General features: G+C 73.5%; 16 protein-coding genes and 2 pseudogenes. 5 read left to right on the forward strand and 13 right to left on the reverse strand.

The genetic code is table 11. The features are described from left to right. Positions 1–37 precede the first annotated feature (37 nt). Positions 38–988 carry a helix-turn-helix transcriptional regulator gene (locus tag ACIF8T_RS25035; RefSeq protein ID WP_400038311.1) on the forward strand — a complete coding sequence of 317 codons (951 nt, stop codon included), beginning with the start codon at positions 38–40 and terminating at the stop codon, positions 986–988. Here ACIF8T_RS25035 and ACIF8T_RS25040 read toward each other — a convergent pair. After that, positions 921–1,880 carry a helix-turn-helix domain-containing protein gene (locus tag ACIF8T_RS25040; RefSeq protein ID WP_400038312.1) on the reverse strand — a complete coding sequence of 320 codons (960 nt, stop codon included), beginning with the start codon at positions 1,878–1,880 and terminating at the stop codon, positions 921–923. The genes ACIF8T_RS25035 and ACIF8T_RS25040 overlap by 68 nt on opposite strands. Positions 1,881–2,183: 303 nt before the next feature. Here ACIF8T_RS25040 and ACIF8T_RS25045 point away from each other — a divergent pair, with 303 nt between their 5' ends. The 3 genes from ACIF8T_RS25045 to ACIF8T_RS25055 all read left to right on the forward strand — a co-directional run bounded on the left by ACIF8T_RS25045 (position 2,184) and on the right by ACIF8T_RS25055 (position 5,010). Then, on the forward strand, positions 2,184–3,167 hold the full coding sequence (locus ACIF8T_RS25045; protein WP_400038313.1) for an alpha/beta hydrolase: 984 nt from the start codon (positions 2,184–2,186) through the stop codon (positions 3,165–3,167). Positions 3,168–3,296: 129 nt separating this feature from the next. Beyond that, positions 3,297–4,139: an alpha/beta fold hydrolase gene (locus tag ACIF8T_RS25050; RefSeq protein WP_400038314.1), complete on the forward strand. Its 843-nt coding sequence runs from the start codon at positions 3,297–3,299 to the stop codon at positions 4,137–4,139. Between the two features lie 28 nt (positions 4,140–4,167). Beyond that, positions 4,168–5,010, forward strand: a complete 843-nt coding sequence (locus ACIF8T_RS25055; RefSeq protein WP_400038315.1) for an alpha/beta hydrolase — start codon at positions 4,168–4,170, stop codon at positions 5,008–5,010. Positions 5,011–5,061: 51 nt separating this feature from the next. On the opposite strand, the gene ACIF8T_RS25060 is transcribed toward ACIF8T_RS25055, so the two are convergent. From ACIF8T_RS25060 to ACIF8T_RS25115, 12 genes and pseudogenes are all read right to left on the reverse strand, one after another. Then, complete coding sequence (locus ACIF8T_RS25060) at positions 5,062–7,839, reverse strand: ATP-binding protein (protein WP_400038316.1); 2,778 nt, start codon at positions 7,837–7,839, stop codon at positions 5,062–5,064. Between the two features lie 173 nt (positions 7,840–8,012). Then, positions 8,013–8,567 (reverse strand): DUF3291 domain-containing protein, encoded by a 555-nt coding sequence (locus ACIF8T_RS25065; RefSeq protein ID WP_400038317.1) that lies wholly within the window; start codon positions 8,565–8,567, stop codon positions 8,013–8,015. A 722-nt stretch (positions 8,568–9,289) separates the two neighbouring features. Then, positions 9,290–10,003, reverse strand: coding sequence for a S1 family peptidase (locus ACIF8T_RS25070; RefSeq protein WP_400038318.1), 714 nt, complete (start codon positions 10,001–10,003; stop codon positions 9,290–9,292). Positions 10,004–10,334: 331 nt separating this feature from the next. Further along, positions 10,335–11,348, reverse strand: coding sequence for a polysaccharide lyase family 1 protein (locus tag ACIF8T_RS25075; protein WP_400038319.1), 1,014 nt, complete (start codon positions 11,346–11,348; stop codon positions 10,335–10,337). 14 nt (positions 11,349–11,362) lie between these two features. After that, positions 11,363–12,379 carry a polysaccharide lyase family 1 protein gene (locus ACIF8T_RS25080; RefSeq protein ID WP_400038320.1) on the reverse strand — a complete coding sequence of 339 codons (1,017 nt, stop codon included), beginning with the start codon at positions 12,377–12,379 and terminating at the stop codon, positions 11,363–11,365. Positions 12,380–12,389: 10 nt separating this feature from the next. Beyond that, on the reverse strand, positions 12,390–13,412 hold the full coding sequence (locus ACIF8T_RS25085; protein WP_400038321.1) for a polysaccharide lyase family 1 protein: 1,023 nt from the start codon (positions 13,410–13,412) through the stop codon (positions 12,390–12,392). Positions 13,413–13,427: 15 nt separating this feature from the next. After that, on the reverse strand, positions 13,428–14,498 hold the full coding sequence (locus ACIF8T_RS25090; protein ID WP_400038322.1) for a polysaccharide lyase family 1 protein: 1,071 nt from the start codon (positions 14,496–14,498) through the stop codon (positions 13,428–13,430). Between the two features lie 390 nt (positions 14,499–14,888). Then, a pseudogene (locus tag ACIF8T_RS25095) lies at positions 14,889–16,011 on the reverse strand (FAD-dependent oxidoreductase). 513 nt (positions 16,012–16,524) lie between these two features. Continuing rightward, a pseudogene (locus ACIF8T_RS25100) lies at positions 16,525–16,650 on the reverse strand (zinc-binding dehydrogenase); the annotation flags it as partial. Positions 16,651–17,188: 538 nt separating this feature from the next. Continuing rightward, positions 17,189–17,431, reverse strand: a complete 243-nt coding sequence (locus ACIF8T_RS25105; RefSeq protein WP_400038323.1) for a DUF5302 domain-containing protein — start codon at positions 17,429–17,431, stop codon at positions 17,189–17,191. Positions 17,432–17,600: 169 nt separating this feature from the next. Beyond that, complete coding sequence (locus ACIF8T_RS25110) at positions 17,601–17,978, reverse strand: nuclear transport factor 2 family protein (RefSeq protein ID WP_400038324.1); 378 nt, start codon at positions 17,976–17,978, stop codon at positions 17,601–17,603. A gap of 44 nt (positions 17,979–18,022) precedes the next feature. Further along, positions 18,023–18,817, reverse strand: coding sequence for an SDR family oxidoreductase (locus ACIF8T_RS25115; RefSeq protein ID WP_400038325.1), 795 nt, complete (start codon positions 18,815–18,817; stop codon positions 18,023–18,025). 81 nt (positions 18,818–18,898) lie between these two features. Between ACIF8T_RS25115 and ACIF8T_RS25120 the strand changes: the two genes are divergently transcribed. Then, positions 18,899–19,702: a MerR family transcriptional regulator gene (locus ACIF8T_RS25120; protein ID WP_400038326.1), complete on the forward strand. Its 804-nt coding sequence runs from the start codon at positions 18,899–18,901 to the stop codon at positions 19,700–19,702. Positions 19,703–19,808: the final 106 nt, after the last annotated feature.

Consider the following 19,808-nt stretch of genomic DNA (forward strand, 5'->3'; position numbering starts at 1 on the left):
TGACCGGACGCCCGGCACCCGCCGCAGGCTGGACCGCATGAGACAGCCGAGCGAGATCATGGACGGACCCGCCCCGCACGCCCTGGGGGCCGTGCGGGTCGTCACCCGTGAGGGCCCCGGACCCGACGTCCTGCGGATGACGCTCCCACCACGGGCCGGCGACGCCCCGCTGCTGGCCGTCGGCACCCAGTCGTGCGGCCGCGCCGTCCTGTCGCACCGCGGTCTCCTCGAGCCGTTCGCGCCGGGCGACGTCTTCGTGGTGGACCCGGCACAGCCCTGGGAGCTGCGCGAACCGGACGTCTTCCGGCTGCATCTGCATCTCCTGCCCAGGGACTGGGCCGGCCTCCCCGAGCGGGACCTCACCCGCCTGTGGGGGGTGAGCACGCAGTCCGGCACCGGTGTCGCGGGGCTGCTCGCCCCCGTGCTGACCACCGTCGCGGCACGCGCACCGTCCTACGACCGGGTCCTCGCGCACCGCATCGCCGGCAGCCTGGCCGACCTGCTGGGCACCCTGGCCGTGGAGCGCACGGCAGCGGACGAGGGGCGAGCCGGGCCGGACGACCGGGCGGTGATGGCGCGGACGATCCGCCGCTTCGTCAACGAGAACCTGTCCGACCGTGCCCTGGGTCCCGAGCGCGTCGCCGCACGGCACGGTGTGTCCGTGCGGTACGTGCACAAGGTGTTCGCCGGTCAGGGAACCACCCTCGGCCGGTGGATCCGCGAACGCCGTCTGCAGGAGTGCCGACGGGAACTCGCCCGGCCGGACGGCGTCGGGACCCTCTCCTTCGCCGCGGTCGCACGGCGCTGGGGCTTCGCCGACGCCGCCCACTTCAGCCGCAGTTTCCGCGCCGCGTACGGCATGTCACCGAGCGAGTGGCGCCGGATCCGCGCCGCCGCGGCCGACGGCCGGGCGGGGGAGGTCACGGGGCCGGCACCTGGGTCCCCGCGGCACGCCAGTCGCGCGGGGGATGGCCGTACACCGCCTTGAACGAGCGGCTGAAGTGCGCCACGTTGCGGAACCCCCAGCCGCGGGCCACGGCCGAGATCGTCGGAGTCGCCGTGCCCCGGCGTACGAGTTCCCGCGCGCACGCCTCTGTCCGCCGTCGCTGGATCAGTCTGCGCACGGTCGTCTCCTCGTCCTCGAAGAGCAGATGCAGATAGCGGACGGAGATGCGGTGCGCCTCGGCGATGCGGGCGGGAGAGAGGTCCGGGTTCCGCAGGTTGTCGTCGATGTACCGGCGGATCAGCGTGCGCAGTTGCTCGCGAGGGGCGGGGCCCGGCAGCCGGCCGTCCGGGCTCTGCTCGTCGATCAGGGTGGCCAGCAGGTCCGCGGCGTTCCCCGCGAGCCGGTCCCCCACCGGCCCGGCCACCCGGTGGGCCCGCGCCACCAGCGCCGACAGGAAGGGCCCGAGAAGCGCCGCCACCCCCTCACCGGTCGGGACGGCGCGTCCCGTCACCCGGTGCGCGCGGCTGCCCGAGCCACCGAGGGCGTGCCCGGGAACGCACAGCACCTGCAGGCGGAAGGGTTCGCGCTGCTCGAAGGAGAACGGCCGGCGCAGGTCGCACAGCGCCAGTTCACCGGGGCGCACGGCGGTGCTGCGGCCGTCCTGGTGGAGGGCCGCGGTTCCCGACACCTGGGCGACCAGGGCCACCCGGTCGTCCGGCGCGGCCGTGACCAGCCGGGTGGTGCGGCTCAGGCGCAGGGGATCGGCCCGCACCGACAGCACCCGGACATAGCCCAGGTCGCTCGACCACAGCGCTCCCTCGAAGGGCCGCGCCGACGGCGGCGCGGACACGCTCAGCGGAGCCAGCCAGTGCCGCACGGCCCGCTCCCAGGCCGGGGCCCGCTCCGCGTCGGGCAGACTCTCCGTACTCACCACGGGCCGCACGTCCGCTCCTCGAGTCGCTTCCCGCGCGAGCCGGGACGCCCTGCCCGGCTCACGCCCGAGGGGACCAGTCTGGGCCGGGCGGCGCCGCGGCCGTCAGGTCATTTGACGGGGCCGCCCGGCACGACGGGGCGGTACGGGCCGGCCGCGCGGTGCCGTGCGTGGACGGTCATGGCACCGTGCGCTCCGGGACACGTGCGATGCCGTGATCGTCCCTAGGGTCGTCCGGGTGCCGTCGGGCTTCCGGTACGTGGAGGCGGCACTCGTGCAGGACGCCGTCACCCACGAGGAGTTCGCGTGTCCCCCTCCCCCCGGCCGCAGCAGCCGCCCCTCGTACTGGAGCGGACGGTACGGGATTTCGTCCGCGACCACGTCTGCCCGACGGTGCCCCGGGGCACCGACCCCGGGCCGGCCCGGGACGGCGTCGCGCGGCTGCTCGGCGGCCCCGGACAGGACGCCCACGTCAGCGAGGAGTGGCTGTCGTTGCCCGCTCCCGGCCGCGCCAGGATCACCGTGCGCATCCTGCGGCCGGTGGGCGCGGACGGGCCGCTGCCGGTCGTCCTGTTCCTCCACGGCCTGGGCTGGATGCTGACGGACGCCTCCGCGCACGGCCGGCTGCTCACGGACCTCGCCCTCGGAGCCGACGCGGCCGTCGTCGTGCCCGACTACGCCCGCACCCCCGAGGCCCGTTACCCGGTGGCCGTCGAACAGGTCTACGCGGCCGCCCGGTGGATCGCCCGGCACGGGCGCGACTGCCGGCTGGACGGCGAACGGGTGGCGCTCCTCGGCGCCTCGGCGGGCGCCAACCTCGCCGCCGCCCTCACCCTTCTGGCGAAGGAGCGCGGCGGGGTGCGGTTCGTCCACCAGGTGCTGGTCTGCCCCGTCACCGATGCGGGCATGGACACCGGCTCGTACCGGGATTTCGCGGACGGCTACTTCCTCGGGAACGGGGCCATGCGCCACTTCTGGCAGCAGTACGCCCCCCGGCCGGCGGACAGGTACAGCAGCACGGCCTCGCCCCTGCGCGCGACGGACGACGAACTCACCGGCCTGCCGTCCGCCCTGGTCGTCACCGCGGAGGCCGATGTCCTGCGCGACGAGGGCGAGCACTACGCGGCGCGGCTGCGGCAGGCCGGCGTGGACGTCACCTCGGTGCGCTACCACGGCACGGTGCACGGCTTCGTCCTGTTCGAGGCGCTGCGCGGCAGCGCCGCCTCCCGGGCCGCGCGCATCCAGACGACGGACACCCTGCACGCGGCCCTGCACCCCTGGCCCCACTGACCCCACCCGGCCAGGGACGCTCCTCGCCGTGCACCGGCAGCACACCGGACTGCGCCCGCGGTCATGCGGCCCGCGGCGCCCCGCCCCTAGCGTGCCGCTGACAACCGAGGCGACCGAGGAGCGGACACCATGACCGAGCACCTGCCGATGAGCCGACGCGGCGTCGTGATGGCGGGCGCCGCCGTCGCCGCCACCGCCGGCCTGGGCACGACCCCGGCGAGCGCCGCCCGGCGGGACGACCCCGGACACGGCCACGACAGGCCCCTGGTCATTCTGGTGCACGGAGCCTTCGCCGACGGATCCAGCTGGGGCCCCGTCATCAGGCGACTGCAGCGAGCCGGACATCCGGTACGGTCCGTCGCCAACCCGCTGCGCGGGCTCGCCGCGGACGCCGCCCACCTCAGGAGCGTGCTCGCCTCACTCACCGGGCCGGTGGTCCTGGCCGGGCACTCCTACGGCGGTGCCGTGATCACGGAAGCCGCCGCAGGCGCCGCGAACGTGAAGGCACTCGTCTACGTCGCCGCCTTCATGCCCGACGCGGGAGAGGTGCTGGGCGAACTCGCCGCGAGGTTCCCCGGCTCCGAACTCCAGGCCGCCCTCACCGCCGTGCCCGCCCCGGCCCCCGACGGATCGGCCGGGGCCGACCTCTGCATCCGCCAGGACCGCTTCCGGCACGTCTTCGCGGCCGACGTGCCGGAACCGACCGCCCGCCTGCTCGCCGCGGTCCAGCGTCCGCTGGCGGCGACCGCGTTCACCGACCGGGCCACCACGGCCGCCTGGCACGGCATCCCCTCGTGGGTCCTGGTCACCACGCGCGACCGCGGCATCCCGCCCCGGCTCCAGCGGTTCCAGGCCGCCCGGGCCCGGGCGCGCACCGTCGGCGTCGACAGCTCCCACCTGCCCCTGTACAGCCACCCCGGTGACGTGGCCCGCCTGATCCAGGCCGCCGCGCACACCGTCACCCCTGCCTGACCCGCCCTTCCCAGTGAGGAAACCCCGCATGACCACACCCCATGACCTCGAGCAGATCGCGCGCGTCAACGCGGGCGAGCGCACCCCCGTCGTCTTCGTGCACGGTCTGTGGCTGTTGCCCAGCAGCTGGGAGCGCTGGGCGGCGGTCTTCGAGGAGGCCGGGTACGCGCCCCTGACGCCCGGCTGGCCGGACGACCCCGACACCGTGGCCGAGGCCAACGCCCACCCCGAGGCCTTCGCCGGCAAGAGCGTCGGACAGGTCGCCGACCACTTCGCCGGTCTCATCGGCCGGCTGGAGCGCAAGCCCGTCGTCATCGGGCACTCCTTCGGCGGGCTCATCACCCAGATGATCGCCGGACGCGGACTCGCGGCGGCGTCCGTCGCGATCGACCCGGCCCCCTTCCGCGGCGTGCTGCCCCTGCCGCTGTCGTCCCTGCGCGCCGCGAGCGCCGTCCTCGGCAACCCCGCCAACTACCACCGCGCGGTCCCGCTGACCTACGACCAGTTCCGCTACTCCTTCGCCAACGCGGTGAGCGAGGAGGAGGCCCGGGAGCTGTACGAGCGGTTCGCCGTGCCCGCGCCGGGCGAGCCGCTGTTCCAGGCAGCCGTCGCCAACATCAACCCCTGGACGGAAGTGAAGGTGGACACCCTCGCACCCGGGCGCGGCCCCCTTCTGATCATCTCCGGGGAGAAGGACCGCACCGTGCCGTGGGCCATCGCCAACGCCTCCTACAAGAAGCAGGCCCGCAACGAGCACGCCGTCACCGAGATCACCGAGATACCGGGGCGCGGCCACGCCCTCACGATCGACAGCGGATGGCGCGAGGTCGCGGACACCGCCCTGGCCTTCGTCAAGCGCTTCGCCGTCTGACCGGACGGTGCCGGGCGGCACGGCGACGCCCGGCACCGCTCCCGGCCGCCCTCACTCCTCGCGCAGGGCCCGCGCGAGCGCGGCCCGGGACGTGATCCCCAGCTTGGGGAACGCCTTGTACAGGTGGTCGGCGACGGTACGCGGCGACAGCTGCAACAGCCGTCCGATGTCCTTGTTCGACAGACCGTCCGCGGCGAGATCGGCGATGCGCAACTCCTGCGCCGTCAACGGCTCCCGGCGCCCGGGCCCCGCCGCCACCGCCTGCCCGGCGGCACGCAGTTCCCGCCCGGCCTGCTCCGCCCACGGGACGGCACCCAGCATCCGGAACGCGCGATGAGCCTCGCTCAGGACCGGCCGGGCCGCGGCGCGCTGGTGCCGACGCAGCCACCGCCCGTGGGCGAGCCGCAGCCGGGCGGCCCCGAAGACCCACCGCTCGGCTCCCGGAACGGCGACCGCCCGCCGGAACGACTCCTCCGCCTCCTCGTCCGGGGCGGCCACCGCGGAGGCGGCGGCCAGCAGGAAGGCGTGGTGCGCGGAGATCTCCGCCATCCGCGCCGCCCGCGCCGCCGCCACGTGCGCCCTCGCCTCGGCATGCCGCCCGGTCCGCACAGCGGCGTCAACGAAGTCGAAGAACGGCAGGTGGAAGCGGGGAAGTCCGGGCGGCAGCACTCCGGGCGGGGTGAGCTCCGCCAGCCGCCCGTACGCCTCCTCCGCACGGCCGTGGGCCAGCGCGACCAGCCCGTGCAGATACGCGAGGTGGTCCGTCAGGAGCTTCATCCCGGCCCGCTGTACCACCGGCCGGAGCATCCGGTCGCAGTCGGCCAGCCCCGCCTCGTCACCCCGCCCGGCCAGGAACGTCGCGTGGTGCAGCCGGAACATCAGCGCGTTGTAGTGGTAGCCCAGCGCCTCGGCGGCCGCCGCCTCCCGCACACAGGTGCCGGCCCGCTCCCAACGGCCCTCCACATAGTCCTGGTGGGCTTGGGCCTTCGCGACCGTGCCCTGGGTGGCATACGCGTGCTGCTCCGTGAAACGCCGCCGCATCCCCGCGTCCGCCATGTCCACCGACGTCGCCGTCCACAGCACCAGCCAGGCGGACCCGGCCGCCCGGCCCGGGCCCGCGTCCTCGGTCAGCGCACGCAGTTCACCGCCGACACCGTGCGCCGTGCGCGCCGGGTCCTGCCAGGCACGCAGGCACAGCCGGGCCGTCGGGGACACCCGTCCGCGATGCTCTGCCAGCGCGGCCCACCCCCGGCCGTCGCCCGTACAGGCCGACGCCATCAGCAACTTGAAGTACGCCTCCTCGGCCAGCCCGCCGAACGAGTCGGCGCCGGGCTGCGCCAAGGCGTCCAGGATCCCGGGCAGCAGGGTGAAGGACGACTCGAAGTCGATCCGGTGGCTCTGGTCGACGTAGACCGTGGCGTAGGCGAACAGGGGCGCCACGTCGACCGGTACCGGCCCGCGCCGCAGCTCGTCGAGGAGCTTCGCCGTGTACGGCAGCCGTCCGCCGCGTGCGCCCATGACGGCGGCCCACGTCAGCCGCCGGGCCCGGTCGAGCGGGGCGGGGCTCAGGGCCGCCGCACGGTCCAGGAGCGAGGCCGCCTCGGCGTCACCGCCTCTGCGGGCCAGGCGCTGTCCCGCCTCGGTGAGCCTGGCCGCGAGATCCTCGTCGGGCGATGACGCGGCGGCCGCCTCGTGCATCAGCCGACGCGGGTCGTCCGCCGGAAGCGCCGCGGCGAGTTCCCGGTGGGCGGCGCGCTGCCGCTCCTCGGGAGCACCGGCGACGACGGCACCGCGCACCAGCGGATGGCGGAAGACCAGCCGCCCCAGGGAGTCGAGGTGCGCGAGTCCGCTCGACTCGATGCGCTGCACCACGTCCTCCACCCGAGTGTCGTCCCCCCGCGCATCGCCTTGACCGCGCAGCCACTTGGCGACGTCCCAGGCGGCCGTGGAGCCGCCGAGCGCCACCAAGAGCAGGACACGGCGCGCCGCCGCCGGCAGGGATGCCAGGCGGGCGGCGAACAGGCGCTCCAGACGCGGCCCGAGCATGAACTGCTCCGGCAACGGCACGATGCCGCGCGCCTGGTCCGGACTCAGGTGCGCGGGGAGTTCCAGCAAGGCGAGTGGATTGCCCGCCGCCTGCTGGAGGATCCGCTCGGCCGCCGAGTCACTGAGCGCGGGATACCGCCCGTGCAGCAGCTCCACGGCGTGCTCGCGGGCCAGCGCACCGACGTCGACCGGCCGGGCGGGCCAGCCCTCACCGGCCGCTCCGTCCGGTCGTTGCGCGCTCACGATCACCACGGGCAGACCGGCCGTCCTGCGGTGCAGGAAGGCGAATACCTCCACGCTCGAGGAGTCCACCCATTGCAGATCGTCCACGAGGATCAGCAACGGACGTTCCCGCAGCGCCCCGGCGAGCAGCGTGAGCGCCGCGGCACCCACCAGGAAACCGCCGCCCCGCGACAGCGGCTCGCGCAGACCGAAAGCGGACCCCAGCGCCTCCCGCTGCGGACCGGGCAGGGCTCCGGCCTCGTCGGCAAGCGGCCCCAGCACTTCACGCAGCGCCCCGAACGCCACTTTCGCCTCGGCCTCCGAACCCACCGCGCGCAGCACGGTGAATCCCCGCTCGGCCGCCTGGCGAGCCGTCCAGTTCAGCAGTGCGGTCTTGCCGATGCCCGCCTCACCCCGCAACAGCAGGGCCGACCCGGCCCCCGGCGTCTTCAGCGCCTCGTCCAGGGCGGCACGCAGCAAGCCCGTCTCGTGCCCCCTCCCGACGAGCCCCCTGCCGCCTGTCGCCCCCACTGCCCCTCCCACCCCGCACGGCACATGCACGAGGAGCCGGATCCTCCACGCCAGGGAACGATGCCGCGCCGACCCCGACGACCGGCCGACGAGGTCGGCGGTCCCTTCAGGTGCAGATTATCGCCGCTGCCTGACGCCCGAAGGGCGTCGCAGAAGGCTGTGATCCGGGCATTCTCAGCGAACCGGGTCCCTCAGGGTCCGGGTCAGTGCATCTGGCTCTTCGGCCCGACGCCTTCGAGTCCGGTCGGTGTTCCGGCTGGATCGAACGGGTGGTGGAAGGCAAAGGCGTACGGTGCGTAGCCGTGGTCGTTGAGGTGCTCCAGCCTGGTGACCCCGTCCTGCCAGGTGGGCAGTGCGCCGTCGGTGACCCACCAGAACACGTGATTCGGGTGTCCCGTCCTCTCGAACCAGTCGTGACGCCTGTTGAGCGCCGCGCGGTGCGGACCGGTGTAGACGGCGTCGAAGGCGGATCGCAGGTCGGTCCAGAGCGAGAGGGTCGCTGCCAGGGCGGTGGTTTCCGCAGTGCGGCCTTTGCCGTACCAGGCCGGAACAGCGAACTCTCCCCATTCGCCCCAGTCCGAGCCGAACAGTGTGCCTCGGCTGTGGTCCGCCGCTTCGGCATGAGCGATGTATCCGGGGCGCCGGCCGATCTCCCGGTAGACGGCCTCACCGCTTTCGTAGAACTCCTGCGTGAGACGGGCGGGATCGGTGAGGGGTGACTTCAGGACGCCGAATGTGTACAGAGCAAGACGGGGCATGCGTTTCTCCCTGGTTGAGTGGGCCCGGAGGGAAAGTCCCCGACGGTCTCGCCTGCTGAGCGTGGACTCGGTTCGATGGCTTGCCCGTCGGGTGGGGAGCTGTGGGCGTGATCGACTCGGCCCGGTGGAACTCCCCCGCGGCTGTGGACGCCGCCGGACGACAGGTGACGATAGCCACCGCCGCGGACTCTGTCGAAGTTGCGTTCTCCCTCTTCAAGTGGCCTCGTACAGCGGCTTTCGCGGGAGCTGAGGCGGAGAGACCCGACTCGCTGGCCCACCGCCGCGACACACTCCCCGACGCCTGCCTCGCCATCGCCGGACCGCTCTCCGACCGCACCGCCGCCTGGACCGAGCCGCAGTTCGAGCCGTCGCACCCTCGACCGCGACCACGCACCGGCTCGTCGGCGGAAGTACCGCGGTCCTGGCCGCAGCCGACGACGGTGACAGCAGGGCCGGGCCGTGTCAGTGGACTCCACCGTCTGCCGGGCCCGCCGGCCTGCCGCGGGGTCCTTCGGACCGCGCCCGACGACAGGCCGGGGTTCTCTTGTCCCCCTGCTCGGGCGGCAAGAGGCCGATGCCCCCGGGAACCGACGGATCGAGGAGACACGCTCCGGGCCGGCAGCCGGGGCCCGTAGCGGTTCGGCGGCACGTGCCCCGCCGTTCACGGCGCACAGGTCGCCGCATGCCACCGCGTCACGACCGGACGGCCCGACCCGGCCGCCTCAGTAGACGCTCAGGCCGTACGCCGACAGCCACTCGGTCACCGGCTGGTAGTAGGTGACGCCTCCCGAGCCGCAGTTCCCGCTGCTGCCGACGATGATGCCGAGAGCCGTGCCGCCCGAGAAGGCCGGACCGCCGGTGTCTCCGGGCTCGGAGCAGATGGTGGACCGGAACAGGCCGTACACGGTTCCCCCGCCGTAGTTGACGGTGACGTTCACGGCCTGGACGGTCCCGCAGCGGTATCCGGTGGTCCGCCCGACGTGGCAGATCGACTGCCCGACGACGGGGTGCGCCGCGCTGGTGATGTCGCGGGTGCCGGCGCCGGCGCCGAGCGAGACCTCGCCGGGGTAGGCGGTCGCCGTGTCGGTGTACCGCACGCTCGCGTAGTCGTCGCCCGGGAAGCTCACTGCCGTGGTGACGCCGACGGCGACGGTCAGGCCGGCGTCGGCGTACCAGGTACGGACGCCCTGGGCGCACCGGCCCGGAACGAGCGCGTGCACCGCGGAGCCGGAGCGGGCGTTGAAACCCACGGTGCAGCGGGTGCCGGTGCTGTAGAGGGTGTCGCCCCCGCGCACCGCGAGGGCCGTCCGATGCGCCGCTCGTTCCCCGGCCTGGGCGGCCGGTCCGGTGGCGGCGGACCAGCCGAGGAGCAGCGCCAGTACGGCGAAGGCCCGGACGACGGCGCGGAGGGGTCTTTCGGAACGCAGGGGACTCACGGCGACCTCCTATGGCAGTACGTGCCATTCTGCGCATCCCGGGCCCGGACCGTCAGGCCGAAAGCCGCCAAGCGCGGGGTGCGCGGACGGGGCGAGGTGCTCACGGTGCGGAAGGCGCCGCCCTGCTCGGCGAGGTTGCCCCGGTGATCCTGAACTCCTCGGTGACGCGGCGGCTTTCCTCGCCTCCGAGCAGAGCGGCTTCATCCTCGGAGCCCACCTGTACGTCGACGGCGGCGAGCCCCGGATCCGACCCGCGAACCACGGCGACCCGTGGGCACGACGCCCCTCCGTGCATGCCGTCCGGCCTGTTCGAACCGGTGGTTTCCCCTGGTCACAGGCCGATGGTGCCCGGGCCCGCGCCCCGCGTCACGGCGTCCTTGACGGTCTGCGGGTCGTCGACGGTGTAGTCGTAGTAGTCCGCCGGGTCCTCGACGCTGCCGCCCGTGACCGGTTCGCCGGTGTCGCCGACGAAGACGTTGTTCCGCTCGACGATGTTGCCTTCCGGTCCCGAGTAGCTGTTCGTCATGGGCTCTTCGACGTCGTCGAAGTAGTTGCCCTCGATGAAGCAGCCCGAGTCCGCGTTGCAGGCGGGGCCGGTGTCGCTGTTGTCGAGGAAGTAGTTGTTGTAGATGTGGACCGGGTCGCCGAAGCGGGTGCGCGGATTGCGCTGCGGGGTGCGGTCGTACCAGTTGTGGTGGTAGGTCACCTTCAGCCGGCCGGTGTCCTGGGCGCCGTTCTTGTCGGAGTGGCCCAGCAGCATGTTCTTGGCGTGGTGATGGGTGTGGTTCCAGGAGACGGTGATGTAGCTGGCGCCCCGCTTGATGTCGATCAGTCCGTCGTATCCGGCGGACAGGTCGTTGTGGTCGATCCAGATGTGGTGCGAGAACATCTGGACGTTGATGGAGTCGTCACTGGCGTTCTTGAACGTCAGGTTGCGGACGATGACGTTGTGCACGGCGTTCGCGGGCGGCGAGGTGACGCTGTCGCTCGCGGGCAGGCCGATGTTGAGGCCTCCGCCCGAGATGCCGGAACTCGCGCCGACACCGACGATCGTCTTGTCGGAGCTGACGTCGTACATCCCGGCGGGCAGCGTGATCATGCCGTTGACCCGCACGATCCTCGGGCCGTCGGCCTTGACGGCGGCGATGAGGTCGGCGGCGGTGGAGACGGTCACGGTCGGACCGCCCGCGCCGCCGGTGGTGCCGTTCTGGCCCCACGCGTCGACGCTCGCGAACCCGGTGGGCGCCGACTCCGCCGATACCGCGGGAGCGGTGGGTGCGGAGGCGGCGGCCGTGGCGGTCAGTGCGGCCAGGGCCGTGAGGAGGAGAGTGCCCGTGCGGTGCATCGTGTGCCTCCTGGTCAGGCGATCCTGCCGACGCCGACGCCGGCCGGAACGGTGGTGGGGACGGTCGACGGGGCGTCGAGGGTGTAGGCGTAGAAGGTCCGCGGCTCGATCACCGAGCCCAGTGTGTGGGGGGCACCGGAGTTGACGTAGAGGTTGTCGCGCTCGACCACCCGGCCCGGGCCGCTGTCGTCGTAGCCGGAGTAGACCGGGTGGGCGACGTTCTCGAAGTAGTTGCCCTCCACCAGCACGCCCGCGTCCTCGGTCGAGGCCACGCCGTACAGCCGGTTGTTCCGGTAGTAGTTGTTGTAGACGTGCACCGGCTCGGCGAACCGGACGCGCGGGTGGCGCTGGTCGGTGCCGTCGAAGAAGTTGTGGTGGTACGTCACGCGCAGCTTTCCCCGGTCGGCGGTGTGGCTGTCGTTGTGACCGAGCAGGCACGTCTTGCTGTGGTCGTGGAAGTGGTTCCAGGAGACGGTGACGTAGTCCGACTCCCGCTTGATGTCGAGCAGTCCGTCGTATCCCTGCGAGAAGTCGCAGTGGTCGATCCACACGTGGTGGGCGCGGTTGGTGACGCTGACGGAGTCGTCGGAGGCGTGGGTGAAGCGGATGTTGCGGATGATGACGTTGTTGCCGGGCCTGGTCGTGGAACCGAGCTGGAGACCGCCCCCGGTGATCTCGGCGGTGGAGCCGACACCGAGGATCGTCTTGTCGGCCACCACGGTGATCATGCCGTCGATCTCGATGCGGCCGGAGACCAGGAGGGTGCAGGGGGAGTTGCGGCCCGCGTAGTCGCGGAGTTGGGCGCCGGTGGTCACCGTCACGGCCGGCCCGGCGGCGCCGCCGGTGGTGCCGTTCAGGCCGAGCGCACTGACGCTCGCGAAACCGTCGGCGCTCTGCGCCGCCGCGGCGGCGAGCCGGCCCGGGGCGGTGGAGGCCCGGGCGGGCGGGGCGGCGCCGACGGCCGCCAGGGCGGCGGAGGCAGCGGTGCCCGCGAGCAGGCCGCGGCGGGTGATCGGGGGAACGTCCGGCACGAGGGCTCCTTCAGATCCGGCCCGCGCCGGCACCGGCCGGCACGAGGAAGGGGAGGTCCGCGGGGGCGTCGAGGGTGTACGCGTAGTAGGTGCGCGGCTCGACGACGGTGCCGAGCGTCTCGGGCTTCCCGCAGCGCACGTAGACGTTGTCGCGCTCCACCACCCGGCCGGGTCCGCTCTCGTCGTAGCCGGAGTAGACCGGGTGGGCGACGTCCTCGAAGTAGTTGCCCTCCACCAGCACGCCCGCGTCCTCGGTGGACGCCACGCCGTAGAGGGTGTTGTTCCGGTAGTAGTTGTTGTAGACGTGCACGGGTTCGCCGAAGCGGACGCGGGGATGGCGCTGGGCCGTGCCGTCGAAGAAGTTGTGGTGGAAGCTGACCCGCAGCTTGCCCTTGTCCTGGCTCCCGTTGGCGTCCGAGTGGCCGATCAGCATGGTCTTGCTGTGATCGCGGAAGTGGTTCCAGGAGACGGTGACGAAGTCCGCGCCGCGCACGATGTCGATCAGGCCGTCCGCGCCCGTGCTGAAGGTGCAGTGGTCGATCCAGATGTGGTGCGAGGACTGCTGGATGCTCAGGGAGTCGTCGTCGGCGCCGGTGAACCGCAGGTTCCTGATGATCACGTTCTGCCTGCGGTACATGTCCAGGCCGCCGCCGGTGATCTCCGCGTCGGTGCCCAGGCCGATGATGGTCTTGTTCGAGCGGACGCCCTGCTTGCTGCTGATGCGCAGGGTGCCCGAGACCTGGATCACGTAGGGCTCGTTGCGGTCGCAGTAGTCCAGGAAGGTGTCGGCGTCGGTGACGGTGACCACCGGGCCGCCGGCGCCGCCGGTGGTGCCGGACAGGCCCAGCGCGGGGACGCCCGCGAAGCCGTCGGCGCTCTGCGCCGCCAGGGCGGCTCGCGTCCGCCGTGCGGCGGCGGGCGCGGCGGCCCAGGCGTGCCCGCCCGCGCCGGTGGCCGGCAGGGCGGCGGCGGCCGCGGTGGCGGCGGTGCCCGCGAGCAGGCCGCGGCGGGTGAGGGAGGGAAGGTTCCCCATCGTCGTCTCCGTTCCTCAGATCTTTCCGACGCCGGCGCCGGCCGGGACGACGGCCGGGACCTCGGCCGCCCGGTGCGGGGTGTAGGGGTAGTACGTGCGGGGCTCGACGACCGAACCCCGGGTCTCGACGGGGTGGTTGCACTCGACGAGGACGTTGTCGCGCGCGACGAGGCGGCCGAGGTCACCGCTGAAGTCCACGCGGGCGGGGTTGTTGACGCTGTGGAAGTAGTTGCCTTCCAGGACCACCCCGGCGTCCATGGCGGAGGCGACGCCGTAACTGTTGTCGCGGTAGTAGTTGTTGTAGACGTGCACCGGCTCGGCGAACCGGACGCGGGGATTGCGCTGGTCGGAGGCGTCGAAGTAGTTGTGGTGGTAGGTGACGCGCAGCCGTCCGCGGTCCTGGGCGGCGTTGTCGTCGTCGTGTCCGAGCAGCAGTGTCTTGTCGTGGTCGTGGAAGCGGTTCCAGGACACGGTGACGAAGTCCGAGCCGCGCTTGATGTCCACGGCGCCGTCGTCACCGTCGGAGAAGTCGTTGTGGTCGATCCAGATGTGGTGCGAGAACATCTGGACGTTGATCAGGTCGTCCGTGGCGCCGTCGAACGACAGGTTGCGGATGATGATGTTGTGCACCGCGTCGGCGGGGGGCGAGGTGACGGCGTCGCTCGCCGGGAGGCCGATGTGCAGTCCGCCGCCGGTCAGCCGGGCGGTGCTGCCCAGGCCGACGATGGTCTTGTCCGAGGCGACCGGGTGCATGCCGTCGCGGGAGCCCGCGGGCAGCGTGATCGTGCCGCTGACCTGCACCACGAGGGGTTCCGGGCGGGAGATGTAGGCGAGGAACTGCGCGCTGGTGGTGGCCGTGACGACCGCGCCGCCCGCGCCACCGGTGGTGCCCTTCTGCCCGAGGGCGTCGACGGAGGCGAAGCCGTCGGCGGTCGCGGCGGAGACGGCGGGAGGGTGAGAGGCGGGAGGGTGAGAAGTGGGAGGGGTGGCGGAGGCGGGGCCGACCGGCGCGGTGGTCAGGAAGGAGGCCACCAGTGCGGCGAGGGTCAGGGCGGCTCGGGACGCGCGGACTCCGGATAATCGCATCGGGGGACAGCCCTTTCTACAGCGGTGATCGGGCATGGCGAAGAGGGCGCTTTGAGCGGCGCTGGACTGACGGAACGGCGGCCCATCTGTCAGCAAGCGCTTTCCGTGGAAAGTAGAGCGCTTGTCTCGGGTGCGTCAACATGCGTGCACCTTCACGAAAAGCGAAGGTTCTCAACAGAAGCGAACAGGCTGCAGGGCTGAGCGCCGGACGGCCCTGCCGGGCCGTGCGCGGTGCGGACATGGATGCTCGGAAACGGCCGGAATTCCGTGCGGAGACTCCACTCCCCCACGGCGGGAAGGCGACGGGGCCGCGCGGGAAGGCGTGACCGTGGAGGGCGGTCGCCCGTGCGGCGGAGAAGGCGAGGCCACCGTCTTCGACGACCCGTCCGGTCAAGCTCGGTCGTCGCCGGCGAGACCGGGCAGGCCCGTGGGCGGCAGTCCGGCGGCTGCGCCGTCGAGGAGCCGGGCCATCTCGGTCGAGCGGAGCACCATGGTCGTCCCGTAGACGCGGACGGCGTCGTCGACAGTGCCGGTGTTCACGAGGGCGAGGGCGAGAGTGAGTGCGCGGGCGTCGAGCGGGGCGAGGGTGACGCCGACGCCGAGCGGGGGCATGAGGTGGGCGGCGTCGCCGAGCAGGGTGACGGTGGGGTTGTGGTCCCAGGTGTGCGGGACCGGCAGGGCGAAGACCGGGCGGTCGACGTAACGGCTGTCGTCGTCGGTGATCAACTCGCGCAGGCGGGGTGACCAGCCGGCGTGACGCCGTACCAGGACGCGGCGGACGCCGTCGGTGTCCTCGGGCGTCAGGCCGTCGGCGGTGATCCGGTCGGCCGGGACCGCGCTGGACGATGGGGGCGCGGACGCGGTTTCCGCCGTTGCGCCGGGCGAACAGGCCGCGTTCGCCGGTCGGCCGCCGCGGCGCTGCCCCGGCCGACCGGTTCGGTGATGCCGGGGCGCCGGTCGTCGACGTCGTCGAACCGGGCTTCGAGGAAGCTCACGCCGCTGTACTCGGGGGCGGCGGAGGGGACGGCCCGCCGGACCGTGGACCGGGCGCCGCCGGCGCCGACGACGAGGTCGGCGGTGACGGTGGCGCCGTTGGCGAAGTGCGGGGTTCGCGGTCCGCGGGCGGGGCCGGAGGCTCCCCCGAGGGTGTGGTCCTGTCGCACGGTGCCCGGGTGCGGGGAGTCGAGCAGCAGGTCGCGCGGGCGGCCGCGGTCGATCTCCGGTTCGGACCTTTCGCCCTCCTGCGGGAGGCGATGGAAGAGGGTCGTGCCGGCCGGGCCCCTCTGGCGCGTTTCCTGCCCCTCGGGGCGGGCCGGCCGGAAGAAGTCGTCGAGCAGCCCGCTTCGCGCAGGGCGATCCGGCCGCTGTCGGCGTGCGGGTCCAGGGTGCCGCCCTGGTCGCGGGCGTCGGGGCCGGTGTCACGCCCGTGGGTTCTGCCTGGCCGGACCCCGCCGCCGTCCGCGTCGACGTCATCGCCGTTCCGGGCCCCGAAACGGTGAAGGACCGCGCGCACATCGAACTCGCCACCACGTCCGCGGCCCGTCGCGCGGAGTCGGCCGCGCGAAGTCGGTCGCGCGCCTGAAGGAGCTCGGCGCGACGCCCGCCGGTGCTGGCCGGGCGCCCTCCCCCGGACGGTCCCGGCCGACCCGGAGGGCAACGAGTTCCGCGTCCTCGGCCCGGCCTGACGCGGAGCCTTCCCGCCCGCTCCGGCACGCTCCTGCCACCGGACTCATCGATCACGGCGTTCCGTCGCGGTCGTCCGCCGGCTCGGCCACGCCGGCGTCGCCTCCTTGCGCAGACGCCGGTGGCATCGCGGCGGAGGTGGCGGTGGTGAGGCCGAGCCGGGTGGTGAGACCGAGCCGGGTGGTGAGACCGAGCCGGGTGGTGAGGGCCGGCCCGCCGAGGGTCCGGCGGTTCCGGCGGTCGGGGTGTCGACGGCTGCGGAGACGCCGAGTTCACGTCCGGGACGCCGAGTTCACGTCGGGGACGGTGCCCGCGAGGCCTCCTGCGATGAAGGGGCGCGTTCCTAAGCGACCGTGAGCACGATCTTGCCCTGGATGTGGCCGCGGGCGGCGCGTTCGTGCGCCGCCCGGGCGTCCGCGACCGGGAACGTGCTGTCGATCGCGACGCGGATCGTGCCCGTGTCGAGCAGGTGCCGGGTGACGTCGTCGGTGCGGCACGTCCCGCACATAGCCGGGTCGCCGGCGTCCAGGCGCCACCGCGCGCCGTGTCCTTCCCCCCGTTCGTCGGTGAACCTCGCTCCGGCCGCTCGCACACCGGCCGCCGCGCCTTCCGGTCGCCGGCCCGGCACCGGCCCTCCCCCGCTTCGCCCTGCGCGGCCCGGTGGCGGTCGAGGGCGTAGCCGTCGAGTCGGGAGCGGGCGTCCCCGGCCGCCGCGTGCGGGGCGTCGGGAGCGGCACTCCACCGGTGCTTCACCGGGAAAGCCCGGGGCACGGTGAGGGCCGCTACCGCGACGGGCGGGCCGGACGCCGAGCTGACCGACCGCATGCTGCGACCCGGTCGCGCACGAGACGGCCGAACTCGGCGGGCCGTCTCACGCGCGGAGTGTGCCGGGTGCTTCCCCGCTGTCGCGGGGCCCGCCGCCGGGAGTTGCCCGGGACCCGGTTCGAGACCACCGGCAAGGCTGCCGGCCGGTGTCGCGCCGAGTCCCTCCCGGCGGCGGTGTGGACTCAGCCGCCGCTCTTCCGCCGGAACGACCGCTGGCTCGCAGCCGGACCGTGCGCGCTGCGGACCTTCGACGCGTCGGTGTTCGCAGCGAGGGCGGCGGCCTCCGCCTGCTTGCCTCGCTTGCGCGCGAGGGCTTCCCGGAACTTGCCCTTCAGGTCGTACTGGCCGTCGTCGTCGGGCGTCAGGGCACGGCTCTCGCTGTCGGCCGGCTCCGGACCTTCTTGCGACGGAGATTCTGCGGTCATGGTGACCTCCTGAGGTCGGGCAGTGGAAGCACAGCTTGTCATGCCGGGCACCGTGCGGGGCGCCCGTCCCTCTGGGAGCAGAGCCTTGCGCCGCCGGCGGGCCGGCCCGCCGGCGGCTCCGGCTCCGGCACCGGCGGTACGAGCGGGCTTCGCGGTCGCCCGGGAGCGGCTACACGGGGCTGATGACGAGTGCCGTGATCCGCGCGTCGTCGACCGTGAAGGCGTAGTCGAGGTCGACGACGCCGCCGGGGAAGTCTCCTTCGAGGCGCTGGGTCACGTTCCAGTGCCGCGCGCCGCGCCGGACGGCGGCGATGGGGGTGGTCGTGCAGGTGTACTCGGCCGAGGAGCGGCTGAGCCAGCCGCGGATCTCCTCGCGGCCGCGGTAGGTGCTGCCGTCGTCCACGACCACCGCGGCCGGGGCGAAGCACTCGGCCGCTGCCGGGACGTCGCCGCGGGCGTGCGCGTCGAGGCAGGCCCGGACGACGCCTGGCAGGTGCCGAAGATCGGTCGCGGTCGGGGTCGGGGTCGGGGGCGAGGTGGGGGTCATGTCTCTCCTTGTGAGCGTGGTATTGCCGACGGTGGGGGGCGGGCCTAGACGGTGGGGACGGTGCCGCCGTCGATCGTGTGCTCGGCGCCGGTGATGGCACCGGCCCGGTCGGAGACGAGGAAGGCGACGAGCTCGGCCACCTCCTTCGGGCGCGTGGGGCGGCCGAGGGGGATGCCGCCGAGTGCCGCCAGGACCTGCTCCCAGGCCGCGGCGTGGTCGATGCCCTGGGACCGGGCGATGCGGGCGACGAGGGCCGTAGCCGCTTCCGTCTCGATGGCGCCCGGGGAGACGACGTTGACCCGCACTCCGTGCGGGGCCAGCTCACGGGCGAGCCCCTTGCTGTAGGTGGTCAGCGCTGCCTTGGCGGCGGCGTAGCCGAGCGTGGCGTCGAACAGGGGCAGCCGGCGCTGGATGGACGAGACGTGGATGACGGCGCCGCGGCCGGCCCGGCGCATCGCCGGCAGCAGCGCGCGGTCCAGACGGACCGCGGCCAGCAGGTTGAGGGCGAGTTCCTCCTGCCAGTGCTCCTCGGTGAGGGCGGCGAACCCCCCGGCGGGCGAGCGGGATCCGCCGAGGGTGTGCACGAGGACGTCGAGGGTGCCGAACCGCTCGTGCACGGCCGTGACGACGGTGTCGACGCCTTCGGGCGACGTCAGGTCGGCAGCGATGAAGGAGTCCCGGTGGGCGGCGGTCTCGGGCGCTGTGCGCGCCGTGGCGAGCACGGTGGCGCCGGACGCGCGCAGACGTGCCGCGATCGCGGCGCCGGTGCCCCTGCCGGCACCGGTGACGAGGGCGAGACGTCCCTCCAGATCGGGGGAAGCGGGTGTCGTGCTGGTCATGCACGTGACCGTGCGGCCTCCCGCGCCGGGAAGGTCAAGCCTCTCGACCCTCCCCCTGCGGGAGGGTGCACAGTAGGACGCGTGCTGACGATCGGCGAATTCGCGCAGATGACCCACCTGAGCGTCCGGACCCTGCGCCGCTACCACGAGGCGGGGCTGCTGGAACCGGCCCACGTGGACCCGTCGAGCGGCTACCGGTACTACGACGCCGCCCAGATCCCCGCCGCGCAGGTGATCTCCAGGCTGCGGGAGCTCGACGTCCCGCTCGCGGACGTCCGGCAGATCCTGCTCACGCAGGACCCGGCCGCGCGCGCGGCGCTCGTGGCCGGACACCTCCAACGGCTGGAGGACCAGCTGTCGCGCACCCAGGCGGCCGTCGCCTCACTGCAGCGGCTGCTGCGCCCGGAGCAGGCCGGCGTCGCCGTCGAGCTGCGGCAGGTGCCCGCACGGCTCGTGGCCGCGGTGGAGGCCACCGTCGCACACGCGGACGTGCTCGGCTGGTACGCGGGCGCCATGGCCGAACTCGACGCGGTCGTCCGCGAACCGGCGGGGCCCGCGGGCGGGCTCTACGACAACGCGCTGTTCACCCAGGGGCGGGGACATGTCCTCGTGCACGTCCCGATCGCCGCGCCCGTACCGGCCGTGGGACGGATCCGCAGCATCGAGCTGCCGGGGGTGGAACTCGCGGTCGCCGTGCACGCGGGCGCGCACGACACGATCGACGTGACCTACGGCGAGCTCGGCAGGTGGGTGGCGGACCACGCTCTCGCCGTGGCCGGGCCGGTACGCGAGACCTACCTCGTCGGCCCGCGCGACACCCCGGCTGAGGCCCGGTGGCGCACGGAGATCGGCTGGCCGGTGTTCCGCGTCACCGGCGCCCCGTGAACGGCCGCCGTCCACGCCTCCGACCACCGGCACGCCCGCGACCCGGCCGACTCCCGCCCGGGCACGCCGGGTTCGCTCGGCTGCTGGACGGGTTCCGCCCGGCAGC

This window comes from Streptomyces sp. NPDC085946 (genome assembly GCF_044540485.1).
GTDB lineage: Bacteria > Actinomycetota > Actinomycetes > Streptomycetales > Streptomycetaceae > Streptomyces.